Genomic DNA, 20356 nt, shown 5'->3' on the forward strand with positions numbered 1-20356 from the left:
TTTGAGGGCATTTGCTGCCAGTTCGCGCTTTGGTTTGGTGGTGGTCGTCTAGCCTAGTGCTCAGACTTCGACGACGACTCCACCGGGACTTCCTTGCCCTCGGCGTCGATCAGCTTGCCGCCCTCGTAGCGGTCGCCGTCGGCAAGGCATTTCAAGTCAGCCTCGGTGACCACCCGGCCGGTGCCGGCCACAAACACCGACTGGTTGTCAGAGTTGCCGGCCTTGAGGTGGTTGAAGAGGAGGTTCAGCAGGATGGCCATGACGGCGGCCGAGCTGATGCCGGAGTGGAAGATGGTGGCGAACCAGGACGGGAACTGGTCGTAGAACTTCGGGGCCGCAATCGGGATCATGCCAAAGCCGATGGATGCGGCCACGATGACCAGGTTCATGTTGTTCTTGTACTCCACCTTGGACAGTGTGCGGATGCCGCTGGCGGCCACCGTTCCAAAGAGTACGACGCCGGCGCCGCCCAGGACGGGTGTCGGAACCGCTGCGACCACACGGCCGAGGACGGGCAGCAGGCCCAGGATCACCAGGATGAGCCCGCCGGCGCTCACCACGAAGCGGCTCTTGATGCCCGTGATGGCCACCAGGCCCACGTTCTGGGCGAAGGCGCTCTGGGTGAAGGAATTGAACAGAGGCGAGATGGCGCTGGAGAGCATGTCCGCCCGCAGGCCGTCGCCGATGCGGCGTGAGTCCACCTTGGTGTCCACGATCTCGCCGACGGCGATGATGTCCGCCGAGGTCTCGGTGAGCGTCACCAGGATAACGATCAGCATCGAAATGATCGCCGCGATCTCAAAGGTAGGAAGGCCAAAGGCGAACGGCGTGGGGAAGGCAACAATGTCGCCCTGCCCCACCTTGGAGAAATCCGCCATGCCGGTGAACAGGGCGATTACGGTGCCGATCACCATGGCGAGCAGGATGGAAAGGCGGGAGATGGCGGCGTTGCCGACCTTGCTCAGCAGCAGGACGACGCCCATGGTGGCTGCGGCGAGGCCGATGTTGGCCATGCTCCCATAGTTCTCGGCCTTGGCGTTGCCGCCCATGGCCCAGTTGGCGGCGACCGGCATGAGGGTCAGGCCGATTGTGGTGATGACTGTGCCCGTAACCACCGGCGGGAAAAACTTGATGACCTTGGAGAAGAGCGGCGTGATGGCCAGACCGATCAGTGAGGCCACAATGACCGAGCCGAAAACGGCCTGGATGCCGCCGCCGCCCTGCACGATCGCCACCATCGTGGACACGCCGGCGAACGAAACGCCCTGGACCAGCGGCAACTGCGAGCCGAAGAACGGGATGCCCACGGTTTGCAGGATGGTGGCGAGGCCGCCCACAAACAGGCAGGCCGCGATGAGCAGGCCGATGTCCGTTGAGGACATGCCGGCTGCGGCTCCGATGATGAGCGGTGGGGCGATGATGCCGCCGTACATGGTCAGGACGTGCTGGAAGCCGTAGGCGAACGTGCTTCCGATGGAGAGGCGCTTGTCCTCGGGGCGGTCAGAAGGCTGGCGGCCGGTCTTGGCGGCCAGGCTGGGGGATTTTTTCTTGAGGTTCACGGCAGACTTTCTGGTTCATGGCAGACGTCTTTGTCTGGCTAACGTGGTCTGGCTACTTGTTCGATGGTGGGCGGGGATAGTGGCTGGGTGTTGCCGGGAGCCGGTCTAGCAGAAACCGGCGATGCCGGACCAGGCGGCGGGGGCCGAGCCTGAGTCCTCACGCTGCACCGTGGCCTCGATCAGGCCGTAGGGTCGGTCGGCGGCGAAGAAGACCTCGTTGGGGTTGTCGAGCCCGAACGGGGAGAGGTCCACCAGGAAGTGGTGCTTGTTGGGCATCGAGAACTTGATCTCGTCCACTTCGCCGTGTGCCTCGAGGACCTTCTTGCCCATATCGAACAGGGTCTGCTGCAGGGCGTGGGAGTAGTTCTCCGTGAAGCCCTCCAGGAGCAGGGCCTTGATGTCGTCGTAGCTTTTGTTGAAGTCCGTGGCCGCGAGGTCCAGGCCCGTGCTGTAGCGCCAGCGGGCGGCGACATCCGTGGCCAGGATGCGGTCCGTGGTCTCCGGCAGGGTGGTGTACTTGTCGCGCGGGTAGCCGACAAAACCGGACTGGGTGGTCTTCAGGACGGTCAGGTCCTTGAGGCCGGAGATCAGGTGCGTCGTGTTGCCGTCTCGGACCACGACGGCGGTGCGGACTTCCTGCCCGTTGCGGACAAAGCTGTGGTCGTGTTCGGAGCCGTGCGCTTGTATGCGGTCCCAAGTGTAGGACTCGGCTTCCCAACGGCCGCCCGTGACCCAGTCGAAGCCCGAGGTGAAGTGCTCGCTGAGGCGAAGCAGGAAGGCTTCGGGGGAGCCAACGCCTGCCCGGGCGAAGGCGTAGATGGTGTTCTTCTGTGTGTCCGTGGCGACGACGTGGGCGTTGTCGCCCTGGAGGTGTGCAGCCTCGAAATCGCCGCGCAGCTGCGAGGTGACGTTCAGGTCTTCGATCTGGTGGCGGTCGGTGTCGCGGGTGACTTTGACGACGCGGACTTCTGCCTTGCCGTACTGGTTGTCGCCGAGGACGATTTTGTTGCTCATGGTCATATCCCAACTTCTGCGAGGTGGAACCTTCAAGGTCCACCAACGAAATTAAGCGCGTGTTTCAAGCGCGTTTCTGGTGGAGCCGACCCAACAAAAAAGAGCCGGCATCCATTGATGCCAGCTCATTACGACCCTGCCTGCTGCTCCCAGGTTACGTGACCTGCGCCACGAAGTGGATATCAGAATAGCCCAGTTGCGCGGTGGTGTACATCACAATTTCAAAAAACGCTTTGTGACTGAGCACTCCCGGGACCATTGACGTACCGAGGCCCGGCAGTTTAGGCTATTTCACATAGCAAAAGTTCTTTTCCACCTTGCGGAATCACCGCAGTATCATCAACCCACCTCGGAGGAGGATCAGATGTACCAGCAGGACACAACGCCGGTCGCACCGGAACACACGGCGGCACCCGCCGTCCAGGAGTTCTACCTTCCCCTCGGAGGCGGAACGGATCCGGACTTCTATCTGCCCGCGGACCGGGAACATGTTCCGGGCCGCTTCTCGCGCTGGGTCCAGGGCCTGCCGGGCTTCGGCGGCCAGCGTTCCTAACAGGGCTGACGACACGCATCTTCGCTGAGGACACGCCGAAGGCCTGGCGACGCCCGAATTCGGGTGTCGCCAGGCCTTTTGCGTGTCGCGGGGCCTTTTCCGCGTCCCCGGCGCTGCTACCCCGGCCGCCTGGGCCACTGCTTGCCGGCCCATGGGTCGTAGTCGGCGATGAGCTCCTCCTGCGGCGGGCGCTCCGCTTCGGGGACATGCTGCAGGTTCACCCGTACCCGGTACCAGAGCGAGCTTGATCCGCGCATTCCGTCGACGAGCACATCGGCCGGATGCAGGGCCGGGATGAGGTCCGCATGCCGGGTCTTCCACTCGTCGAGCGCCGCGAGCGCCTCGGGCTTGGACCTGGTCCGGGCCACCTCGATGAGCGGCATCAGCGATTGCCGGCGGCCGGATCCGTCTCCGCCGCGCGGCGGCTTCTCGGCGGGGCCGAGCTCAGCAGCCAAGGCGAGGAGTCCGTCGAGTGTGCCCACCGCGTCGTCGATGCCGGTGTGAGGGTCTCCCACGTCGGCGAAACGCTCGAGCACCGTGCGCACGGTGAATTGTTCCGGCCGGATGGTGCGGACCTCGTCCCAAGTGAGCGGCGTCGAGACCCGGGCGTCCGGCAGGGGCCGGATTGAGTACGCGGATGCGACGGTGCGGTCCTTGGCGTTCTGGTTGAAGTCGACAAACACACTCTCGCCGCGCTCCTCCTTCCACCATCGCGCCGTGGCGAGGCCAGGAGCGCGGTTTTCGACCTCGCGGGCGAGGGTCTCCGCGGCGAGCCGCACGTCGCGGTATGACCACTGCGGCGCGATCCGCACCAGGATGTGGAGTCCGCGCGACCCGCTCGTCTTCGGCCACCCCACGAGTCCGACGTCGTCGAGCACCTCCCGCACCACGTACGCGACGTCGACGATCTGGGCCCAGCCGACCCCCGGCATCGGATCGAGGTCGACCCGGAGCTCGTCAGGGTGTTCAAGGTCCTCGGCCCGCACGGGATGCGGGTTGAGGTCCAGGCAGCCAAGATTCACCACCCATGCCAAGCCCGCAGCATCCCGGATAACCGCCTCCTCAGCCGACGTCCCCGAGGCGTAGCGCAGGGTCGTTGTATCGATGAAATCGGGGTGGTTTTCGGGCACGCGCTTCTGAAAGAACGGCTCAGCGTCGATGCCCTTCGGGAAGCGCTTGAGCACCATTGGCCGGCCGCCCGCGCCGCGCAGCGCACCATCCGCGACGGCCAGGTAATAGTGAACCAGGTCGAGCTTCGTCAGCCCGGGCTTGGGGAACACCACTTTGTCCGGACTCGAGATGCGCACCTCGGTGCCGCCAATGTTGAGGATCTGGGCCGGGGTCTTCGACGGGCTCATGCCGCCACGCTAGCAACGATCGGTTGTGGCGGCCAGACCTGGTGTACAGGCCCCGTTTCGACGGTTCCCCGCAGGCACGACGTCGCTGAGCGTCGTGTGCGCAGGGAACCGTCGAAACGGCCAGCAAAGGCCTACCCCGCCACGAGCTTCCGCGCCGCAGCCGAGTGCTCTGCCATGAGCCCGGCCACGTCCAGGCCCGGGATCTGCCCGCCCACAACGCGCCATTTCCCGCCCACCATAACGCGGTCCGCGCGGTCCGCCCCGCACAGCAACAATGCAGCAATGGGGTCGTGGCTGCCGGAGAACCGCAGGTCGTCGAGGCGGAAGAGAGCCAGGTCCGCCTGCATCCCCGTGGCCAGTTGACCAATATCGGAACGCCCCAGGACCGCGGCGGATCCGCGCGTCGCCCAGCCAAGGGCCCGCTCCACGGGAACGGATGCCCCGTACCGCAGCCGCTGCAGGTACAGCGCCTGCCGGGCCTCGAGGATCATGTTGGAGGCATCGTTCGACGCCGATCCGTCCACGCCCAGCCCCACCGGCACCCCGGCAGCCTCAAGTTCCAGCACGCGGGCGGTGCCCGACGCGAGCCGCATGTTCGACGTCGGGCAGTGCGCGATGGCGGTGCCCGCGGCTCCCAGCCGGGCGATCTCGTCGTCGTTGAAGTGGATGCCGTGGCCCAGCCAGGTGCGGTTGCCCAGCCAGCCGACGCTCTCCAGGTAGTCCACGGTCCGCAAGCCAAACATCGACTGGCAGAAGTCTTCCTCGTCGATGGTTTCGGCGAGGTGAGTGTGGAGCCGAACATCCAGGCGTTCGGCCATGACTGCGCTCTCGGCCATGATTTCCTTGGTCACCGAGAACGGCGAGCACGGAGCAAGGGCAATCTGGATGACGGCGCCGTCGCCGCGCTCGTGGTACTTGGAAATGAGGCGTTCACTGTCCGCCAGAATGACCTCCGGCCGCTGCACGGTGGACTGCGGCGGCAGGCCGCCGTCGTCCGTTCCCAACGTCATGGAGCCGCGCGTGAGCGTGGCCCGCATGCCCAGTTCGCGTACGACGCCGACCTCCACGTCGATCGCGTCCTCAAGTCCCGCGGGGAAGAGGTAGTGGTGGTCGGCCGCCGTGGTGCAGCCGGAGAGCAGCAGTTCGGCCAGGGCAACTTTCACCGCGAGTTCTAGGCTGTCCGGCGTCAGGCGCGCCCAGACCGGGTACAGGTTCTGCAGCCACGGGAACAGCGGGGCGTTGGCCACCGGACCCCAGGCGCGCGTGAGGGTCTGGTAGAAGTGGTGGTGCGTGTTGATCAGCCCGGGCAGCAGCACGTGGCTGCCGGCGTCGAAGGTCTCATCGCAAGGCGCGGACGGCTGCCCGCCGGCCGGAACGAGCTCGGCGATTTTCCCGCTGCTCACCACCAGGCCGCCACCGGCGTCGAGCCCGTTGGCGGTGAAAACGGCGAGCGGGTTCTTGATCCAGAGCCTGGACGGGGTATGAGGGTGGGCCATGGATGGCTCCTTGTCTGGTCGGCGTGAGTGCGTTCCAGCTCAGTGATGCCCTGTCTGCTGATCCAGGATGCCGGCCTCCCCGTGGGCGGCCGGTGGCACTCAGCGTAGAGGGCGGCGCCCAGGAGCGTCAATGTGACCGGTTGGAAACCTGAATTTCACATCACGAAATTAAGTTTCCAGAAACTATGGCGCTGCTCACACATCCGGTGCTAATCTCAATCTTGCCAAAGGCGGGCACCCGGACCCCGGGAAGCTATCTACCAGGCGAACCTTCAAAAGCACATGCTGAAGCCTGGTAGCCATATTACTGGCGCGTCCCCGTCTCAGGGTTACTGGGCTTCCTCGCCACTAAGGAAGTCGCACAATGAGTACCACCGTCACGGCCGAACATTTCCTGGCCACCTCCATAAAATTGGCAACAGCCAACGTCCTGAACAGCGGCGGCCCCTTCGGCGCCGTCATTGTCACCGCGGATGGCCGCGCCTTCGAAGGCGTCAACCGGGTCACCGCCACGAACGACCCCACGGCCCACGCCGAGGTCACCGCCATCCGCAATGCGTGCCGCGAACTCGGCACCTTCGATCTCAGCGGAGCCACCCTCTACACCAGCTGCGAACCCTGCCCCATGTGCCTGGCCTCGGCCCTGTGGGCTCGGATCGGCAACGTGGTCTTCGCAGCAGACCGGCACGACGCCGCCTCCGTGGGCTTTGACGACGCCGTCTTCTACGAGTACTTCGAGAACGAGGACCGGGATGCACTCATGCCGGTCGCCAAGCTGGAACTGGGCGACCCCCAGGCTCCCGCCATCCTGGAACCCTTCAACACCTGGAACACGCTCGACTCCAGGATTGACTACTAGGGCCGGCGGCTGACATGACAATCCTGGACCCCGCAGAAATGCACAAGGCAGCTGAAAAGCAGGCTGCGCCCGCAGGCGCAGGGCAGACAGCGGCACCCCGCCCCCCGGCGTCGAAATCCTTCCTGGACAGTTTCTTCCAGATCACCAAGCGTGGCTCCACGCTGGCCCGCGAATTCCGCGGCGGCATTGTCACGTTCTTCACGATGGCCTACATCGTGATCCTCAACCCGCTGATCCTGGGCGGCTTCTCGGCCGAGAACGCCCCCACCGACGTCGCCGGCGGCTGGCTCCCGGCAGCGCAGGTGGGAGCCGTTACCGGCCTCACCGCCGGCGTCATGACCATCGTGTTCGGCCTCGTCGCAAACCTGCCGTTCGGGCTCGCCGCAGGCCTGGGCATCAACTCGTTCCTGGCCGTAGCCGTTATCCAGGACGTCACGTGGCCCGAAGCCATGGGCCTGGTGGTCATCAACGGCATCCTGATTGTCCTCTTCGGCGCCACGGGTGCCCGGACGGCGATCTTCAAGGCAGTCCCCAAGGAACTCAAGGCCGCCATCACCGTCGGCATCGGCCTGTTCATCGCCTTCATCGGCTTTGTGGATTCCGGGTTCGTCCGCCCCACCAAAGGCGGCCCGCCGGTCCAGCTCGGCAACGACGGCTCCATCACCTCCATCCCCACCCTCGTCTTCATCGTCGGGCTGCTGGTCATGGGCATCCTCGTTGCCCGCAAGATCCAAGGTGGCCTCCTGATCGGAATCGTCGCCACCACTGCCCTGGCCGCCGTCGTCGAGGCCGTTATGCATATCGGTCCCGGCAGCGCCGACAACCCCGGCGGCTGGCACCTCAACACGCCGGTGTTGTCCGGCCAGCTGGTGTCGGCCCCGGACTTCAGCCTGGTGGGCCAGTTCGATCTCTTCGGCTCGTTCTCAAGGATCGGCGGCCTGGCGGCCACCATGCTGGTCTTCACCTTGGTGTTCACCAACTTCTTCGACGCCATGGGCACCATGACCGGCCTCGCCAAGAGCGCCGGCGTGGCCCACAAGGACGGCACGTTCCCCAAGCTGAAGTCGGCCTTCATCGTCGAAGGCCTCGGCGCAGTGGCCGGTGGCGCGACGTCCGGGTCATCGAACACCGTGTACATCGACTCCGCCGCGGGAATCGGCGAAGGTGCCCGCACCGGCCTGGCCTCCGTGGTCACCGGCGTGCTGTTCCTGGGCTCGATGTTCTTTACGCCGCTGACCTCGGTGGTGCCGATCGAAGTGGCAGCAGCCGCCCTGGTGGTGGTGGGCGCGATGATGATGGCGCAGATCCGCGAGATCAAGTTCAGCAAGTTCTCGATCGCGCTGCCGGCCTTCCTGACCATCGTCACCATGCCGCTGACCTACTCGATCGCCAACGGCATCGGCGTCGGATTCATCTCCTTCGCCGTCATCAGCGCCGCGTCCGGCAGGGGCAGGAAGGTCCATCCGCTCATGTGGGTGGTCACCGCGGGCTTCATCATCTACTTCGCCCGGGGACCCATCAACACCCTGATGGGCGTGTAGGCCCCCGGCGTAACCGCCCATTCGCGCGCCTCAAACGGCGGTCCATCCGCACCCACCGCATTGAGTAGGCGTCCGCCGCCGTGGTCCGCAGCACCGGAACCCACGACGGCGGACGGCGGTGGAGTGCGGCTGCTCCGTCACGGACCGGGGCGGGATTAGAGGCCCCGCCCCGGTCCTCTCAAACAACTCCCCTCACTTTCCCTCTACACCAGCAAGGAATGAGATTATGAGGCAAGACCGCGCACTGCTCCGGACAGGCTTCCCGTCCGGGACCTCAGTGGAAAAGGACGTGTTGCCATGCTGGACCTAATACCTTCACTGGGAAGCTGGCGGCCCGCGGTCTCCGGCCAGCGCTGCGCCGTTGCCACTATCGTGGCCGCAGGCGGCTCCGTGCCCCGGCCGCTCGGTACCTCCATGCTTGTGTCGGAACACGGCGATGTGCTGGGCAGTCTCTCCGGCGGCTGCGTGGAAGGCGCCGTGGTGGACGCCGCCCTTGAGGCCATGCGCGACGGCGGCAGCCGCCTTGAGTCGTTCGGCTACAGTGCCGAGGACGCGTTCGCCGTCGGGCTGAGCTGTGGAGGGGAGCTGGAAGTCCACATCCAGCCGCTCGGATTCTCGCCGGAGGCGATGGACTACGCCATGCTGAACAGCCTGGCGGGCCACCATTCCACCTCTGCTTTGGCACTGATCCGCAGGCTCGACGCCGGCGGGGGAGCCGTTGTAGTGCAGGATCCTGTGCGGTTCCGCGCCATGGAGTCCCCGGAACTTGCCCGCCTGGTGGGTGACCATCCCGCTACTGTTTACGCGGCAGCCGCCCAGCTCGAGCCACTGCTCCAAGGCGGCCGCAGCGGGTTGGTCCGCTTGGCACCACCCGTTGGCTGCTCCGACAGCCCGGACCAGACGCACCCCGAGCCCATCACGCTGTTTGTGGAAAGCCGGCTGCCGGCGGCCCGGATGCTGATCTTTGGGGCCAACGACTTCGGCGCCGCCCTGGTGCCGGCCGGGAAACTGCTGGGCTATGACGTCACCGTGTGCGATGCCCGGCCGGCCTTTTCCAGCCAGGGCCGCTTCCTCGCCGCAGACCACGTGGTCACGGACTGGCCGCACCGCTACCTTGCCGCAGAAGCAGCCGCTGGACGCGTGGACCGCCGGAGCGTGGTGTGCGTGCTGACCCACGACCCCAAGTTCGACATCCCGCTGCTGGAAACCGCGCTTGGCCTGGGCCTCGCCTACGTGGGCGCCATGGGGTCGCGCCGCAGCCACCGGCAGCGCATCGATGCGCTGCTCGCGGACGGCACGCCGCCCGAAGCGCTGGAACGGCTCCATTCGCCGATCGGCCTGGACCTGGGCGCGGTCACCCCGGCCGAAGTGGCTGTTTCCATTACCGCCGAGATCCTCGCGTCCCGTGCCCGGGCCCGTGTTGGACCGGGCAGCACCACGATGGCGCCGCTCACGGCCTCCTCGCTCAAGGACGGCAGCGGCCCCATCCACCACACGGAACCCCGCGCCGCGCACGAACCCCGCACGCACGAACCCCGCCAGGAGGACCCATGGACATGAACACCATCGAGGCCGTCGTCCCCACCACGGACCCGGCCGACTGGCGCGACGGCGATGCCTGGCTGGCCGGCGGCACGGTCCTGTTCTCCTACGGCAGTACCGTCCTGAAGCGATTGCTGGATTTGGGCGAAGCCGGTTGGCCGGCCGTGACCGTGAACGACGCCGGAATCGAGCTCGCCGCCACCTGCACCGTGGCCGAGCTCTACGCCCTGCCGGCCTCGGAGGCAGTTGCCGGCAGGAAGTGGCCGGGCCTGGATTTGGTCCGCCCCTCCTGTGACTCCTTCGTGGCATCCTTCAAGATCTGGAACATGTCCACCGTGGGCGGCAACCTGTGCACCTCGCTCCCGGCCGGGCCCATGATCTCGCTCTGCGCAGGGCTGGACGCCACCGCCACCATCCTCGGCGCCGGCGGCAGCAGCCGCACGGTCCCGGTGGCCACGCTCATCACCGGGGACGGGCAAAACAGCCTGGCACCCGGGGAACTCCTGCGCAGCATCCACCTGCCGGCGTCGGCCTTGTCCGCGAAAGTGGCCTTCCGGCGGCTCTCGCTCAGCAACCTCGGCCGTTCCGGGGTGCTGCTGATCGGACGGCGCGACGCCGACGGCGCCCTGGTCATCACCGTCACCGCCGCCACCAAACGCCCCGTCCAGCTGCGGTTCGCCGCCGCCAAGATGGCCGGCCCTGCGGCCCTGGCGGCCGCCGTCGGGAAGGCCATCCCGGCGGAGCTGTACCACAACGACATCCATGGCCTGCCCGAATGGCGCCGGGACATGACCCTCCGGCTCGCGGAGGAGATCCGTGCGGAACTGCTGGAAGAACGGCTCACCGTGTCGGGCGATTTCTGGACCGGACCTCACGGACACCCACACGCCACGTCACCGCAGCCGAGTGCGCAACCCGAACCCGCATCACCCCCGAAACCGCAGCAGAAGGAGGCCTGAGCATGGCAATCGAAATCAACGGCACAGCCACCCCGGCCGCACCCCGCCCGGGCCAGTGCCTGCGCACCTTCCTGCGCGAACAGGGCACCTTCGGCGTCAAGAAAGGTTGCGACGGCGGCGACTGCGGTGCCTGCACCGTCCACGTGGACGGCACGCCGGTGCACAGCTGCATCTACCCGGCCGTCCGCGCCGAGGGCAAGGCAGTGACCACCATCGAAGGCCTCGCCGAGGGCGGTGCGCTGCACCCCGTGCAGGAGCAGTTCCTGGCCGAACAGGGCTTCCAATGCGGCTTCTGCACCGCCGGAATGATGATGACCGCAGCCACCTTCGACGACGAACAGAAGGCCAACCTGCCCCGCAGCCTCAAGGGCAACCTCTGCCGCTGCACCGGCTACCGTTCCATCGCGGACGCTGTCTGCGGGACCCGCGACAAGCACAATCACGACGGCGGCGCGGCAGCCGGCGTCACTGCAGCTGGCAGCACGGTGGCCGGCGCCGCCGCGTCCGGAACCACAACAACCCGGGCCGGGCAGCTCGGCGACAACGTGCCCGCCCCGGCGGGCGCCGCCGTCGTCACCGGCACTGCCCGCTACACGCTCGATGTCCCGGCCGAAGAGCTCGAAGGCCTGCTGCACCTGAAGCTGCTGCGCTCACCCCACGCCCACGCGCGGATCGTCTCCATCGACAGGACGGCCGCACTCCGGGTGCCTGGCGTCGTCGCCATCTTCACCCACGAGGACGCCCCGGCGCAGTACTTCTCCACCGCCCAGCACGAGCTTTACACGGACGATCCCGACGACACCCGCGTGCTCGATGACGTGGTGCGGTTCATCGGCCAGCGGGTGGCCGCCGTCGTGGCCGAATCGGTGGGCGCCGCCGAGGCCGGGGCCCGCGCCCTGCACGTGGAATACGAGCTGCTGGACACCGTCTTCAGCCCGCAGGACGCCATGCTTCCCGGCGCTCCGGCCCTGCACGGGGACAAGGACGCCGTAAAGGCCAGGATCTCGCGCCCGCGGCAGAACGTGGTGGCCGAGCTGCACTCGGAGCTGGGCAGCGTGGCGGACGGTTTCGCCGCTTCCGACTTCATCCACGAGCACACCTACCGGACCCAGCGCGTGCAGCACGTCGCCTTGGAAACGCACTCCTCCATCGCCTGGCTCGACGACGAAGACCGCCTTGTGGTCCGTACCTCAAGCCAGGTCCCGTTCCTGGTCCGGCGCACGCTGGGCCGGGTGTTCGACCTGCCGGAGGACCGCATCCGCGTGGTGGCCGGTCGCGTGGGCGGCGGCTTCGGCGGCAAGCAGGAAGTGCTCACCGAGGACCTCGTTGCCCTCGCCGCGCTCACGCTGCGCCGGCCCGTGCAGGTGGAGTTCACCCGCACGGAGCAGTTCACCGCCACCACCACGCGGCATCCCTTCACCATCAAGCTCAAGGCAGGCGCCAGCAAGGACGGACTCCTCACCGCGCTGCAGCTGGACGTGGTCACCAACACCGGCGCCTACGGCAATCACGCCCCCGGCGTCATGTTCCACGGCTGTGGGGAATCGCTGGCCGTGTACAAGTGCGCCAACAAGAAAGTGGACGCGCATGCCGTCTACACCAACACCGTGCCCGCCGGGGCCTTCCGCGGCTACGGGCTGAGCCAGATGATCTTCGCGATCGAGTCGGCCATTGATGAGCTGGCTGTTGTCATCGGTATGGATCCCCTGGAATTCCGGCTCAGGAACATGGTGCGCGAAGGCGACAACATGCTTTCCACCACGCCCGAACCGGAGGAGGACGTCCACTACGGCAGCTACGGCCTGGACCAGTGCATCTCCTTGGTGCGTGATGCCCTGGACCGCGGCAAGCAGCGCTACCGCGACGCCGGCCTCGATGACCTCGGGCCGGACTGGGTCACCGGCGAAGGTTCCGCGCTGTCCATGATCGACACCGTCCCGCCCCGCGGCCACTTCGCCCACACCCGCGTGAGCCTGCTCCCGGACGGCACGTTCGCGGCCGACGTCGGGACCGCAGAATTCGGCAACGGCACCACCACGGTGCACGCCCAGCTGGCCGCGACGGCGCTCGCCACCACGGCGGGCAACGTGGCCGTGCGGCAGTCCGATACCGACCTGGTGGAGCACGACACCGGCGCATTCGGCTCGGCCGGAACGATGGTGGCCGGCAAGGCGACTCTCCTGGCGGCGACCGAGCTCGCCTCCCGGCTCATCACCGTCGCGGCGGCGCTGACCGGCGTTCCGGAGACCGAATGCGTGCTCGCCGACGGCGGCGTGGACTGTGCCGGGCGGCGGATTCCGCTCGCAGACATCCACCACGCCGCGCGGCACCAAGGCGTGCAGCTCGCCGTCGAGGGCAACTGGGACGGGACCCCGCGATCGGTGGCGTTCAACGTCCACGGCTTCCGGGTAGCGGTCAACACCGGCACGGGCGAGCTGCGGATCCTGCAGAGCGTGCAGGCGGCCGACGCCGGCGTGGTGGTTAATCCGCGGCAGTGCCGAGGCCAGATCGAAGGAGGCATCGCGCAGGCGCTCGGGGCGGCGCTGTATGAGGAGGTCCGGGTGGACGACGCCGGCCGGGTCACCACGGATATCCTGCGGCAGTACCACATCCCGTCCTTCGCGGACGTGCCGCGCAGCGAGGTCTACTTCGCTTCCACCAACGATCAGGTGGGCCCGCTCGGCGCGAAATCCATGAGCGAGAGCCCGTTCAACCCGGTGGCGCCGGCCCTGGCCAACGCCATCCGGAACGCCACGGGGGTCCGGTTCGCTGAGCTGCCGATCGGCCGGGACAAGATCTACCTCGGTTTGAAGGAGGCAGGGCTGGTCTCCTCCCGGTAAACCAACGCGGGGTCAGATACGGCCCGTGGGGCGGGGTTTAATGGGCTGCATCTGACCCCGCGTTGCTGCGGTAGTAGCCGTTTGTGACCGGCCGTGATTCGGCGACCCCTTGACGGATGCGTGACCCAGGTCATACCGTTATTTCACTACTCGATACCCATTTTCCGCATTGTGGAAAAAGCAATGACGCTCCTGCCGGAAGTTTCCGGCATAAATCCCACTGCGGAACACATGGAAGACATCTTCAAGAAGTGAGATCACGATGCAGACAACCCCGTTGACCGACGTCGACCCGGCACCCGAGCCAGCAGTTGACTTGGGCAAAGCAACCCACCCCGCCATGGGTGTCGACGCGCTGTGCGATGCAGCCAGCGCGGCCTCCGGCCGGACCATCAGCCCCACCCTGTACAACATTGACCTTGCCCCGACGAAGCGGGAAGGTCGCCGCTGGACCAGCTACAGCATTTTCACCCTCTGGGCCAACGACGTCCACAGCCTTGGAAACTACGCCTTTGCCATCGGGCTCTTCGCCCTCGGACTGGGCGGCTGGCAGATCCTCCTCGCCCTGGGAGTCGGCGCCGTCCTCCTGTTTGCGCTGCTTAGCCTCTCCGGCTTTATGGGCGTCAAGACCGGCGTCCCCTTCCCTGTCATGAGCCGGATCAGCTTCGGCATCAGGGGAGCCCAGATCGCCAGCCTCCTGCGCGGGGCGGTGGCCGTGGCCTGGTTCGGCATCCAGACCTATCTCGCGTCCGTGGTGCTCCGCGTCATGCTCGTGGCCATGGTTCCTTCGCTGCGGGAGATGGACACCAACTCCATCCTCGGCCTGTCCACACTGGGCTGGGCATCGTTCGTGTTCCTCTGGATTGTCCAGCTGGTCATCGTCAGCTTCGGCATGGAGATGATCCGCAAGTATGAGGCCTTCGCCGGGCCCATCATCCTGGTCACCATGGCGGCCATCGCCGTCTGGATCTTTGTCGAAGCCGGGGGCTCCATCGCCTGGGCCTCGGACAATGCGCTCGAAGGCGCCGAAATGTGGCGCACCATCTTTGCCGGCGGCGCACTGTGGGTTGCCATTTACGGAACCTTCGTCCTGAACTTCTGCGACTTCACCCGGTCCGCCGTCTCCAAGAAGGCCGTGGTGCGCGGCAACTTCTGGGGCATCCCCATCAACATGCTTCTCTTCGGCGCGATCGTGGTGGTCATGGCCGGTGGACAGTTCAAGATCAACGGCACGGTCATCCAAAGCCCGTCGGACATCGTCCAGACCATCCCGAACACGCTGTTCCTTGTCCTGGCCTGCCTTGCGCTGCTGATCCTCACCATCGCCGTGAACCTGATGGCCAACTTTGTGGCCCCCGTCTATGCCCTGACAAACCTCTTCCCGAAGCACCTGAACTTCCGTAAGGCGGCCTGGGTCAGCGGCACGATCGGCCTCATCATCCTGCCGTGGAACCTGTACAACAACCCGCTGGTGATCGTGTACTTCCTGGGCGGACTCGGAGCCCTGCTCGGCCCTCTGTTCGGCGTCGTGATGGCCGATTACTGGCTGCTGCGCCGCGGCAAGGTCAACGTGCTTGAGCTCTACTCCGAGGACCCCGCAGGTGCCTACTACTACAAGAAGGGCTTCAACCCCCGGGCCATCATCGCCATGGTGCCTGCTGCCACCATCGCACTCCTGATCGCCTTTGTTCCGGTTCTGGAAGCCGCCGCCCCGTTCGCGTGGTTCGTCGCGGCCGGCATCGCTGCCGTGGTCTACTACGTCATCTCGGACCGCGCGCAGCGTCTCGACGACGTCGACGGCGAGTCAATCGCCGTCGCCAGCGCCCACTGACGTACCTGTCCCGAAATACCTGTCCCGAAAGAGGAAAAGCACCATGCGCATCCTTGTGGCCAACGTCAACACCACACAGTCCATGACCGATTCCATCGCCGCGCAGGCACAACAGGCCGCGCTTGCGGATACGGAGATTGTGGGACTCACCCCGCGCTTCGGCGCGGACTCCTGCGAGGGAAACTTTGAGAGTTACCTCGCGGCCATCGCCGTGATGGACGCCGTGGTCAATTACCAGGAGCCATTCGACGCCGTTATCCAGGCCGGCTACGGCGAGCACGGCCGAGAGGGGCTCCAGGAGCTCCTCGACGTTCCGGTAGTGGACATCACCGAGGCAGCGGCGAGCACTGCGATGTTCCTGGGCCACAAGTACTCCGTGATCACCACCCTGGACCGTGCCGTCCCGCTGATCGAGGACCGGCTGAAGCTGGCCGGCCTCGACGCCCGGTGCGCCTCGGTCCGGGCCAGCGGCATGGCCGTCCTGGAACTGGAGGAGGATCCGGAGCGCGCTGTGGAAGCCATCATCGAACAGGCGCTGCTGGCTGTCCGTGAGGACAAGGCGGAAGTCATTGTCCTTGGCTGCGGCGGCATGGCCGGCCTGGACGAGGAGATCCGCAAGCGTGCGGGCGTCCCCGTGGTGGACGGTGTGGCGGCTGCTGTCACGATTGCCGAATCGCTGGTCCGGCTGCGGCTGAGCACTTCAAAGGTCCGGACCTACGCCACCCCGCGGCCCAAGACGGTCATAGGCTGGCCCATAACGGCGGCGGAAGTGCCCGCTGCACCTTAGTCCGGCCATCAACACAAGGAGCGACCCCATGACTGCAACCCACCGGCCCGTACAACCCCACCGGCCGGCGCCGGTCGCCGTCGTGACCGGTGCAGGTTCCGGAATTGGCAGGGCGGTGGCGCGGCTCCTTTTGGCCGACGGATACCGCGTGGTGTTGGCCGGCCGCCGTGAGGCTCCGCTGCTGGAGTCCGCGGCCGGCCACCGCCAGGCGCTGACGGTGCCCTGCGACGTAACAGTGCCCGACGACGTCGAGCGCCTTTTCGCTGCCGCCCTCGGGAAGTGGGGGAGGGTTGACCTCCTGTTCAACAACGCCGGCGTGTTCGGCCCGGCCGCGTCGGTGGATGAAATCAGCGTGGCCGACTGGGACGCGGTGGTGGCGGTGAACCTCACCGGCTCGATGCTGTGCGCCGCTGCGGCCGTCCGGGCCATGAAATCCCAGGAGCCGCAGGGCGGCCGGATCATCAACAACGGGTCCATTTCGGCGCATTCGCCGCGGCCGCGGACAGTGGCCTACACGGTCACCAAGCACGCCATGACGGGTCTGACCAAGAGCATCGAGCTGGACGGCAGGGGCTTCGGAATCACCTGCGGCCAGATCGACATCGGCAACACAGCCACGGACATCATGGCCACCATCGGCGTGGACTCCGGTGCCCTGCAGGCTGACGGCAGCCGCAGGGTGGAGCCCACCTTCCCGGCGCAGGACGCCGCGCGCGCCGTGCTCCTGATGGCAGGAATGCCGCCGTCGGCCAGTGTGGGCTCCGTGGTGATCACTGCTGCGGGAATGCCGTTCATCGGCAGGGGCTAGCCGGGGACCGACACACCTTTTGCGCTGCGGACGCGGACGCCGCACCTATGAGGCGCTGACGACAGCGAAGGGCAACAAGGAAGTGGGGCCTACCTTAATCTTCTGACCAAAATCACAGCGAGACGATCGGCATTCCTATCTGCGGCACCAAGAACGACCGCAGCGTCCGCTACGCCGCCTACATCTAAGACAGACTCCCCCGGACGAAACAACAAGCGCTCTCCTATGAGGGACACATCGTCGCAGCGCCGGAATGGGCCGAGCCCGGCACGCAGAGAACACCTGGCGCAGCTCCTTCTTCCAATCGAGGTCATCTCGTTCCTGGACCTGTTGTTCGATGGCTTTGTCCAGCAGCGAAAAATCCAGTGGTGACGATGAAAGGCCCAGAGCGCGATGGAGGGGCGTGAGTGACATAGGTGCATTCTCGCACCCGCTCAGGACATGAGTCTCCGCCCGCACGTCGCCTGGGGCGTTCCGTCATCCAAGCCCTTGTTGACCTCACTGCAAGGACGTCAGGGATTCATGCTTAGTGGCTGGGACCGCTCTTGGTGCGTTCGGCAGCAACACCGGCCCCACCACGGGTTTTGCGTGCCTTCGCTCGAATCGGGCGGGAAGCCCTTGGGCCGAATGTCCAGCGTCCACTTGGCCTGCCAGGGGTGCCTTGGCTCATGGGGTCAGGATGTCAAGATGCAGCTGTGCGAGATAATCGGCCAGCCAGTCGAAGTCCGGGCCGGCGGCAAAGATCCGTCCGTGCCCGGACAACGCCACCAGGTCCCCGGGGTTGACCCTGTCGCCGAAAAAGACGTAGGCCTGGTCGGTGTTGCGGCGGTTGCTCATCCAGACCAGGCCGTCGAATCCTGCCTTGTGCGCGGCCTCCGCCCAACGCACGGTGCGACCGTACTGCGATGCCATCGTGCCGGTCACGTGTTTGGCTTCGGTTTGGAGCTTGCGCGGCCCGTCTCCCATAAGGGATACGAGCCGCAGGTCCCGTGTGGGGGCCAGAGGCGCGCAGATTTTGTCGGCAATGCTGTCGTACATGACCCGTCCGGGGCCCGGCGGGACGTCGTGCAGGAGCGACTCGCAGACTGCGGCCTCCTCAGTCTGTGCCACGTAAAGGACAGGGATCGCGGGATCTCCGAAGAAAGCGAACCGGGTGGCGGAGCCGAAACCGGGGTTGAACTCCGTCACGCCACCTTTACGGCCATTGCTGAACACACGGTACAGCGGTGTGCCGGACTTCAGCACGTACTCTTCCGGCTCAAACGGCTTGCCCGGGACGAACCTCACCACTGGACGTTGAAGGACTGCAGGGCCGCTTCCACCACCTTGTCGGGCTGGGAAAGCTGATCGACCGGCCGGTCCCCGTCAAGGTAGCCGGTGCGCGAGGTCATCCACAAGGCCAGGCTTGCTTCGGAGCGCCCGGCGTCACCGGCGACACGGATCAGGTCGGCCATAACGGGCCGGATGGTGTGCTCGCTGCGGTCGATCTGGAAGCCTGGATAGCGGAGCCCGCCGGGGCGCTTCACCGCGATCAGCCTGCCCTTGGCATGGTGCTCAGAGGCATAGCTGCGGTTTGGCGACTTGGAGCCAACCAGCTCGGAGACTTGGAGGCTGGAGAGCAGGCCAAATTCGGCTTCCAGTTCCCGCCAGGCGCTCTCCGTCGCCGCCACACTGCGGGCCAGCTGAGGTGACACAGGCGTCTCAATATCGGCAAGGGCCGGACCCAGCGCCGCTATGCTCTGCTCCATGTTTTCGGCAATGGCGGTCAGTGAGCGGACGAAAGAAGGAGATGCCGCCAATGGCGCTATACGGTTTTGAAGGTCTGTGATGAGATCGCGCAGGTCCTCGGTCTCGGCGGCCGTTGACGGCGCGGCCATTGCCGTGATTGATCGATTCAGTACGAACAGTTCGTTCATGGCATTGAGCCCGGCCCTGGCCTCCTCTGTCAGACGGCGCAGTCGTTCCGGCGTTGTCGACTCAACTTGCACGTCAAAGTCGGGGCGATCTGGTGCTTCGACTGCGGTTTTCCGGGCCCGCGCCGGCCTCTTGGTTTGGGGCATCTCGGTCTCCTGACGGTAGCTACATTCAGCTTACTCGTCTGACGCGTCATGGAACAGAGCTTCCGGAGCAGAGCCCATTTCACCGGTTGTCCGCCGTTTGCCGGTGCGTGGGTTCACGGCCGTGGCGACGTCGGTGGAGGAACGACAAAAGGTCAGGGAATCTGGTCGATGTTAAGCCGTCAGCGGCCGCCGACAATTCTTCGACGCGCGCGATTTAGACTGCACCCATGTCCGAAACTGAACGAACCATCACAGACCCGGTCTTCGAGGCTGCCTACGAGGCCGCACAAAAGAGCCTCCGAGAGGGCGGCATCCCGATCGGGGCTGCCTTGGCCCGCGGCGGGGTCGTCATTGCCAGCGGCCACAACGAGCGTGTCCAGCATGGCGATCCAATCGCCCACGGCGAGATGTCTGCGCTGCGGGCTGCCGGACGCCAGAAGAGCTACCGGGACATAACCCTCTACACCACCCTGGCGCCGTGTGCGATGTGTACCGGGACCATCATCCAATTCAAGATTCCGCGCGTGGTGGTGGGCGAGTCCGAGACGTTCCCCGGCGAATTCGAACTTCTCCGCTCACGGGGCGTCGAAGTGGTGGTGTTGAATGATGCCCGATGCGTCGAGATGATGCGCACCTTCCAGGACGAACACCCTGAATTATGGGCGGAGGACATCGCCGAGTAGTCCACTCACAAAGGAGCACCGGTAAAAATAGATCAGACCCGGCCAAAGCTATCGCGTGCCGGGAAATCATACGCCTGTGGCCCGGCGGTCCTGCAAAGCAGGCGTTCTTCCCCTTTTGCCATCTGCCGATGGCGACAACCCTGCTCCCTGCCTTGACTGCGCCGGCGTCACTCAGAGCAACTACTACGGGCGCTGCGGCAGGACGACGGCTCGACTCAAGTCAAGGAAAGGGCCCCTCCCCTGACCCCACGAAGGAGCCGATAGCGGACCCTTCGTCACCCTGCCCAGACCCCCTGAAGAGGGATCTCAGTCGGGTTGCCAAGGACAAGCCCTTTCTTCCTGACCGCGCTGCCGTGCCTAGTGTTCCGTGTTAATGGTTTGTTTGCGTTTCATCTTGCCCAGTAGATACTCCGCGGATTTGGTCCAGGTGAACGGCTTGGCGTCCTTGTTGTAGTTTTCGATGTAC

The 20356-nt window shown here is 65.9% G+C and carries 16 protein-coding genes; 10 read left to right on the forward strand and 6 right to left on the reverse strand.

Going from position 1 to position 20356, the window contains the following annotated elements:
• Positions 1-53 precede the first annotated feature (53 nt).
• On the reverse strand, positions 54-1559 hold the full coding sequence (locus tag AC50YA_RS13700) for a nucleobase:cation symporter-2 family protein (RefSeq protein ID WP_494982817.1): 1506 nt from the start codon (positions 1557-1559) through the stop codon (positions 54-56).
• A 105-nt stretch (positions 1560-1664) separates the two neighbouring features.
• Positions 1665-2579 carry a factor-independent urate hydroxylase gene (pucL, locus tag AC50YA_RS13705; RefSeq protein ID WP_494982818.1) on the reverse strand — a complete coding sequence of 305 codons (915 nt, stop codon included), beginning with the start codon at positions 2577-2579 and terminating at the stop codon, positions 1665-1667.
• A 358-nt stretch (positions 2580-2937) separates the two neighbouring features.
• Here pucL and AC50YA_RS13710 point away from each other — a divergent pair, with 358 nt between their 5' ends.
• Entirely contained in the window at positions 2938-3126 is a 189-nt protein-coding gene (locus tag AC50YA_RS13710) for a hypothetical protein (protein ID WP_494982819.1), read from the forward strand.
• Positions 3127-3242: 116 nt separating this feature from the next.
• On the opposite strand, the gene ligD is transcribed toward AC50YA_RS13710, so the two are convergent.
• Positions 3243-4484, reverse strand: a complete 1242-nt coding sequence (gene ligD / locus AC50YA_RS13715; protein WP_494982820.1) for a non-homologous end-joining DNA ligase — start codon at positions 4482-4484, stop codon at positions 3243-3245.
• A 131-nt stretch (positions 4485-4615) separates the two neighbouring features.
• The gene (locus AC50YA_RS13720; RefSeq protein ID WP_494982821.1) at positions 4616-5980 is read right to left on the reverse strand and encodes an 8-oxoguanine deaminase; all 1365 of its coding nucleotides are present in this window, start codon (positions 5978-5980) and stop codon (positions 4616-4618) included.
• Between the two features lie 364 nt (positions 5981-6344).
• Between AC50YA_RS13720 and AC50YA_RS13725 the strand changes: the two genes are divergently transcribed.
• The 8 genes from AC50YA_RS13725 (at position 6345) to AC50YA_RS13760 (ending at position 17147) form a co-directional block, all read left to right on the forward strand.
• Positions 6345-6839, forward strand: a complete 495-nt coding sequence (locus tag AC50YA_RS13725; protein ID WP_494982822.1) for a nucleoside deaminase — start codon at positions 6345-6347, stop codon at positions 6837-6839.
• 14 nt (positions 6840-6853) lie between these two features.
• The gene (locus AC50YA_RS13730; protein WP_494982823.1) at positions 6854-8380 is read left to right on the forward strand and encodes an NCS2 family permease; all 1527 of its coding nucleotides are present in this window, start codon (positions 6854-6856) and stop codon (positions 8378-8380) included.
• Positions 8381-8677: 297 nt separating this feature from the next.
• Positions 8678-9940, forward strand: a complete 1263-nt coding sequence (locus AC50YA_RS13735) for an XdhC family protein (RefSeq protein ID WP_494982824.1) — start codon at positions 8678-8680, stop codon at positions 9938-9940.
• Positions 9931-10881, forward strand: a complete 951-nt coding sequence (locus AC50YA_RS13740) for an FAD binding domain-containing protein (RefSeq protein WP_494982825.1) — start codon at positions 9931-9933, stop codon at positions 10879-10881. Before AC50YA_RS13735 ends, AC50YA_RS13740 begins: the two co-directional genes overlap by 10 nt.
• Before the next feature lie 2 nt (positions 10882-10883).
• Positions 10884-13721 (forward strand): molybdopterin-dependent oxidoreductase, encoded by a 2838-nt coding sequence (locus tag AC50YA_RS13745; RefSeq protein WP_494982826.1) that lies wholly within the window; start codon positions 10884-10886, stop codon positions 13719-13721.
• Between the two features lie 262 nt (positions 13722-13983).
• Positions 13984-15552, forward strand: coding sequence for an NCS1 family nucleobase:cation symporter-1 (locus AC50YA_RS13750; RefSeq protein WP_494982827.1), 1569 nt, complete (start codon positions 13984-13986; stop codon positions 15550-15552).
• Positions 15553-15595: 43 nt separating this feature from the next.
• On the forward strand, positions 15596-16339 hold the full coding sequence (locus AC50YA_RS13755) for an aspartate/glutamate racemase family protein (protein WP_494982828.1): 744 nt from the start codon (positions 15596-15598) through the stop codon (positions 16337-16339).
• Positions 16340-16367: 28 nt separating this feature from the next.
• On the forward strand, positions 16368-17147 hold the full coding sequence (locus tag AC50YA_RS13760) for an SDR family oxidoreductase (protein WP_494982829.1): 780 nt from the start codon (positions 16368-16370) through the stop codon (positions 17145-17147).
• Between the two features lie 666 nt (positions 17148-17813).
• On the opposite strand, the gene AC50YA_RS13765 is transcribed toward AC50YA_RS13760, so the two are convergent.
• Complete coding sequence (locus AC50YA_RS13765) at positions 17814-18434, reverse strand: RES family NAD+ phosphorylase (protein WP_494982830.1); 621 nt, start codon at positions 18432-18434, stop codon at positions 17814-17816.
• Complete coding sequence (locus AC50YA_RS13770) at positions 18431-19207, reverse strand: hypothetical protein (protein ID WP_494982831.1); 777 nt, start codon at positions 19205-19207, stop codon at positions 18431-18433. Before AC50YA_RS13770 ends, AC50YA_RS13765 begins: the two co-directional genes overlap by 4 nt.
• Before the next feature lie 227 nt (positions 19208-19434).
• Here AC50YA_RS13770 and AC50YA_RS13775 point away from each other — a divergent pair, with 227 nt between their 5' ends.
• The gene (locus tag AC50YA_RS13775) at positions 19435-19890 is read left to right on the forward strand and encodes a nucleoside deaminase (protein ID WP_252609636.1); all 456 of its coding nucleotides are present in this window, start codon (positions 19435-19437) and stop codon (positions 19888-19890) included.
• Positions 19891-20356: the final 466 nt, after the last annotated feature.

It is taken from the genome of Pseudarthrobacter sp. RHLT3-21, assembly GCF_059383495.1.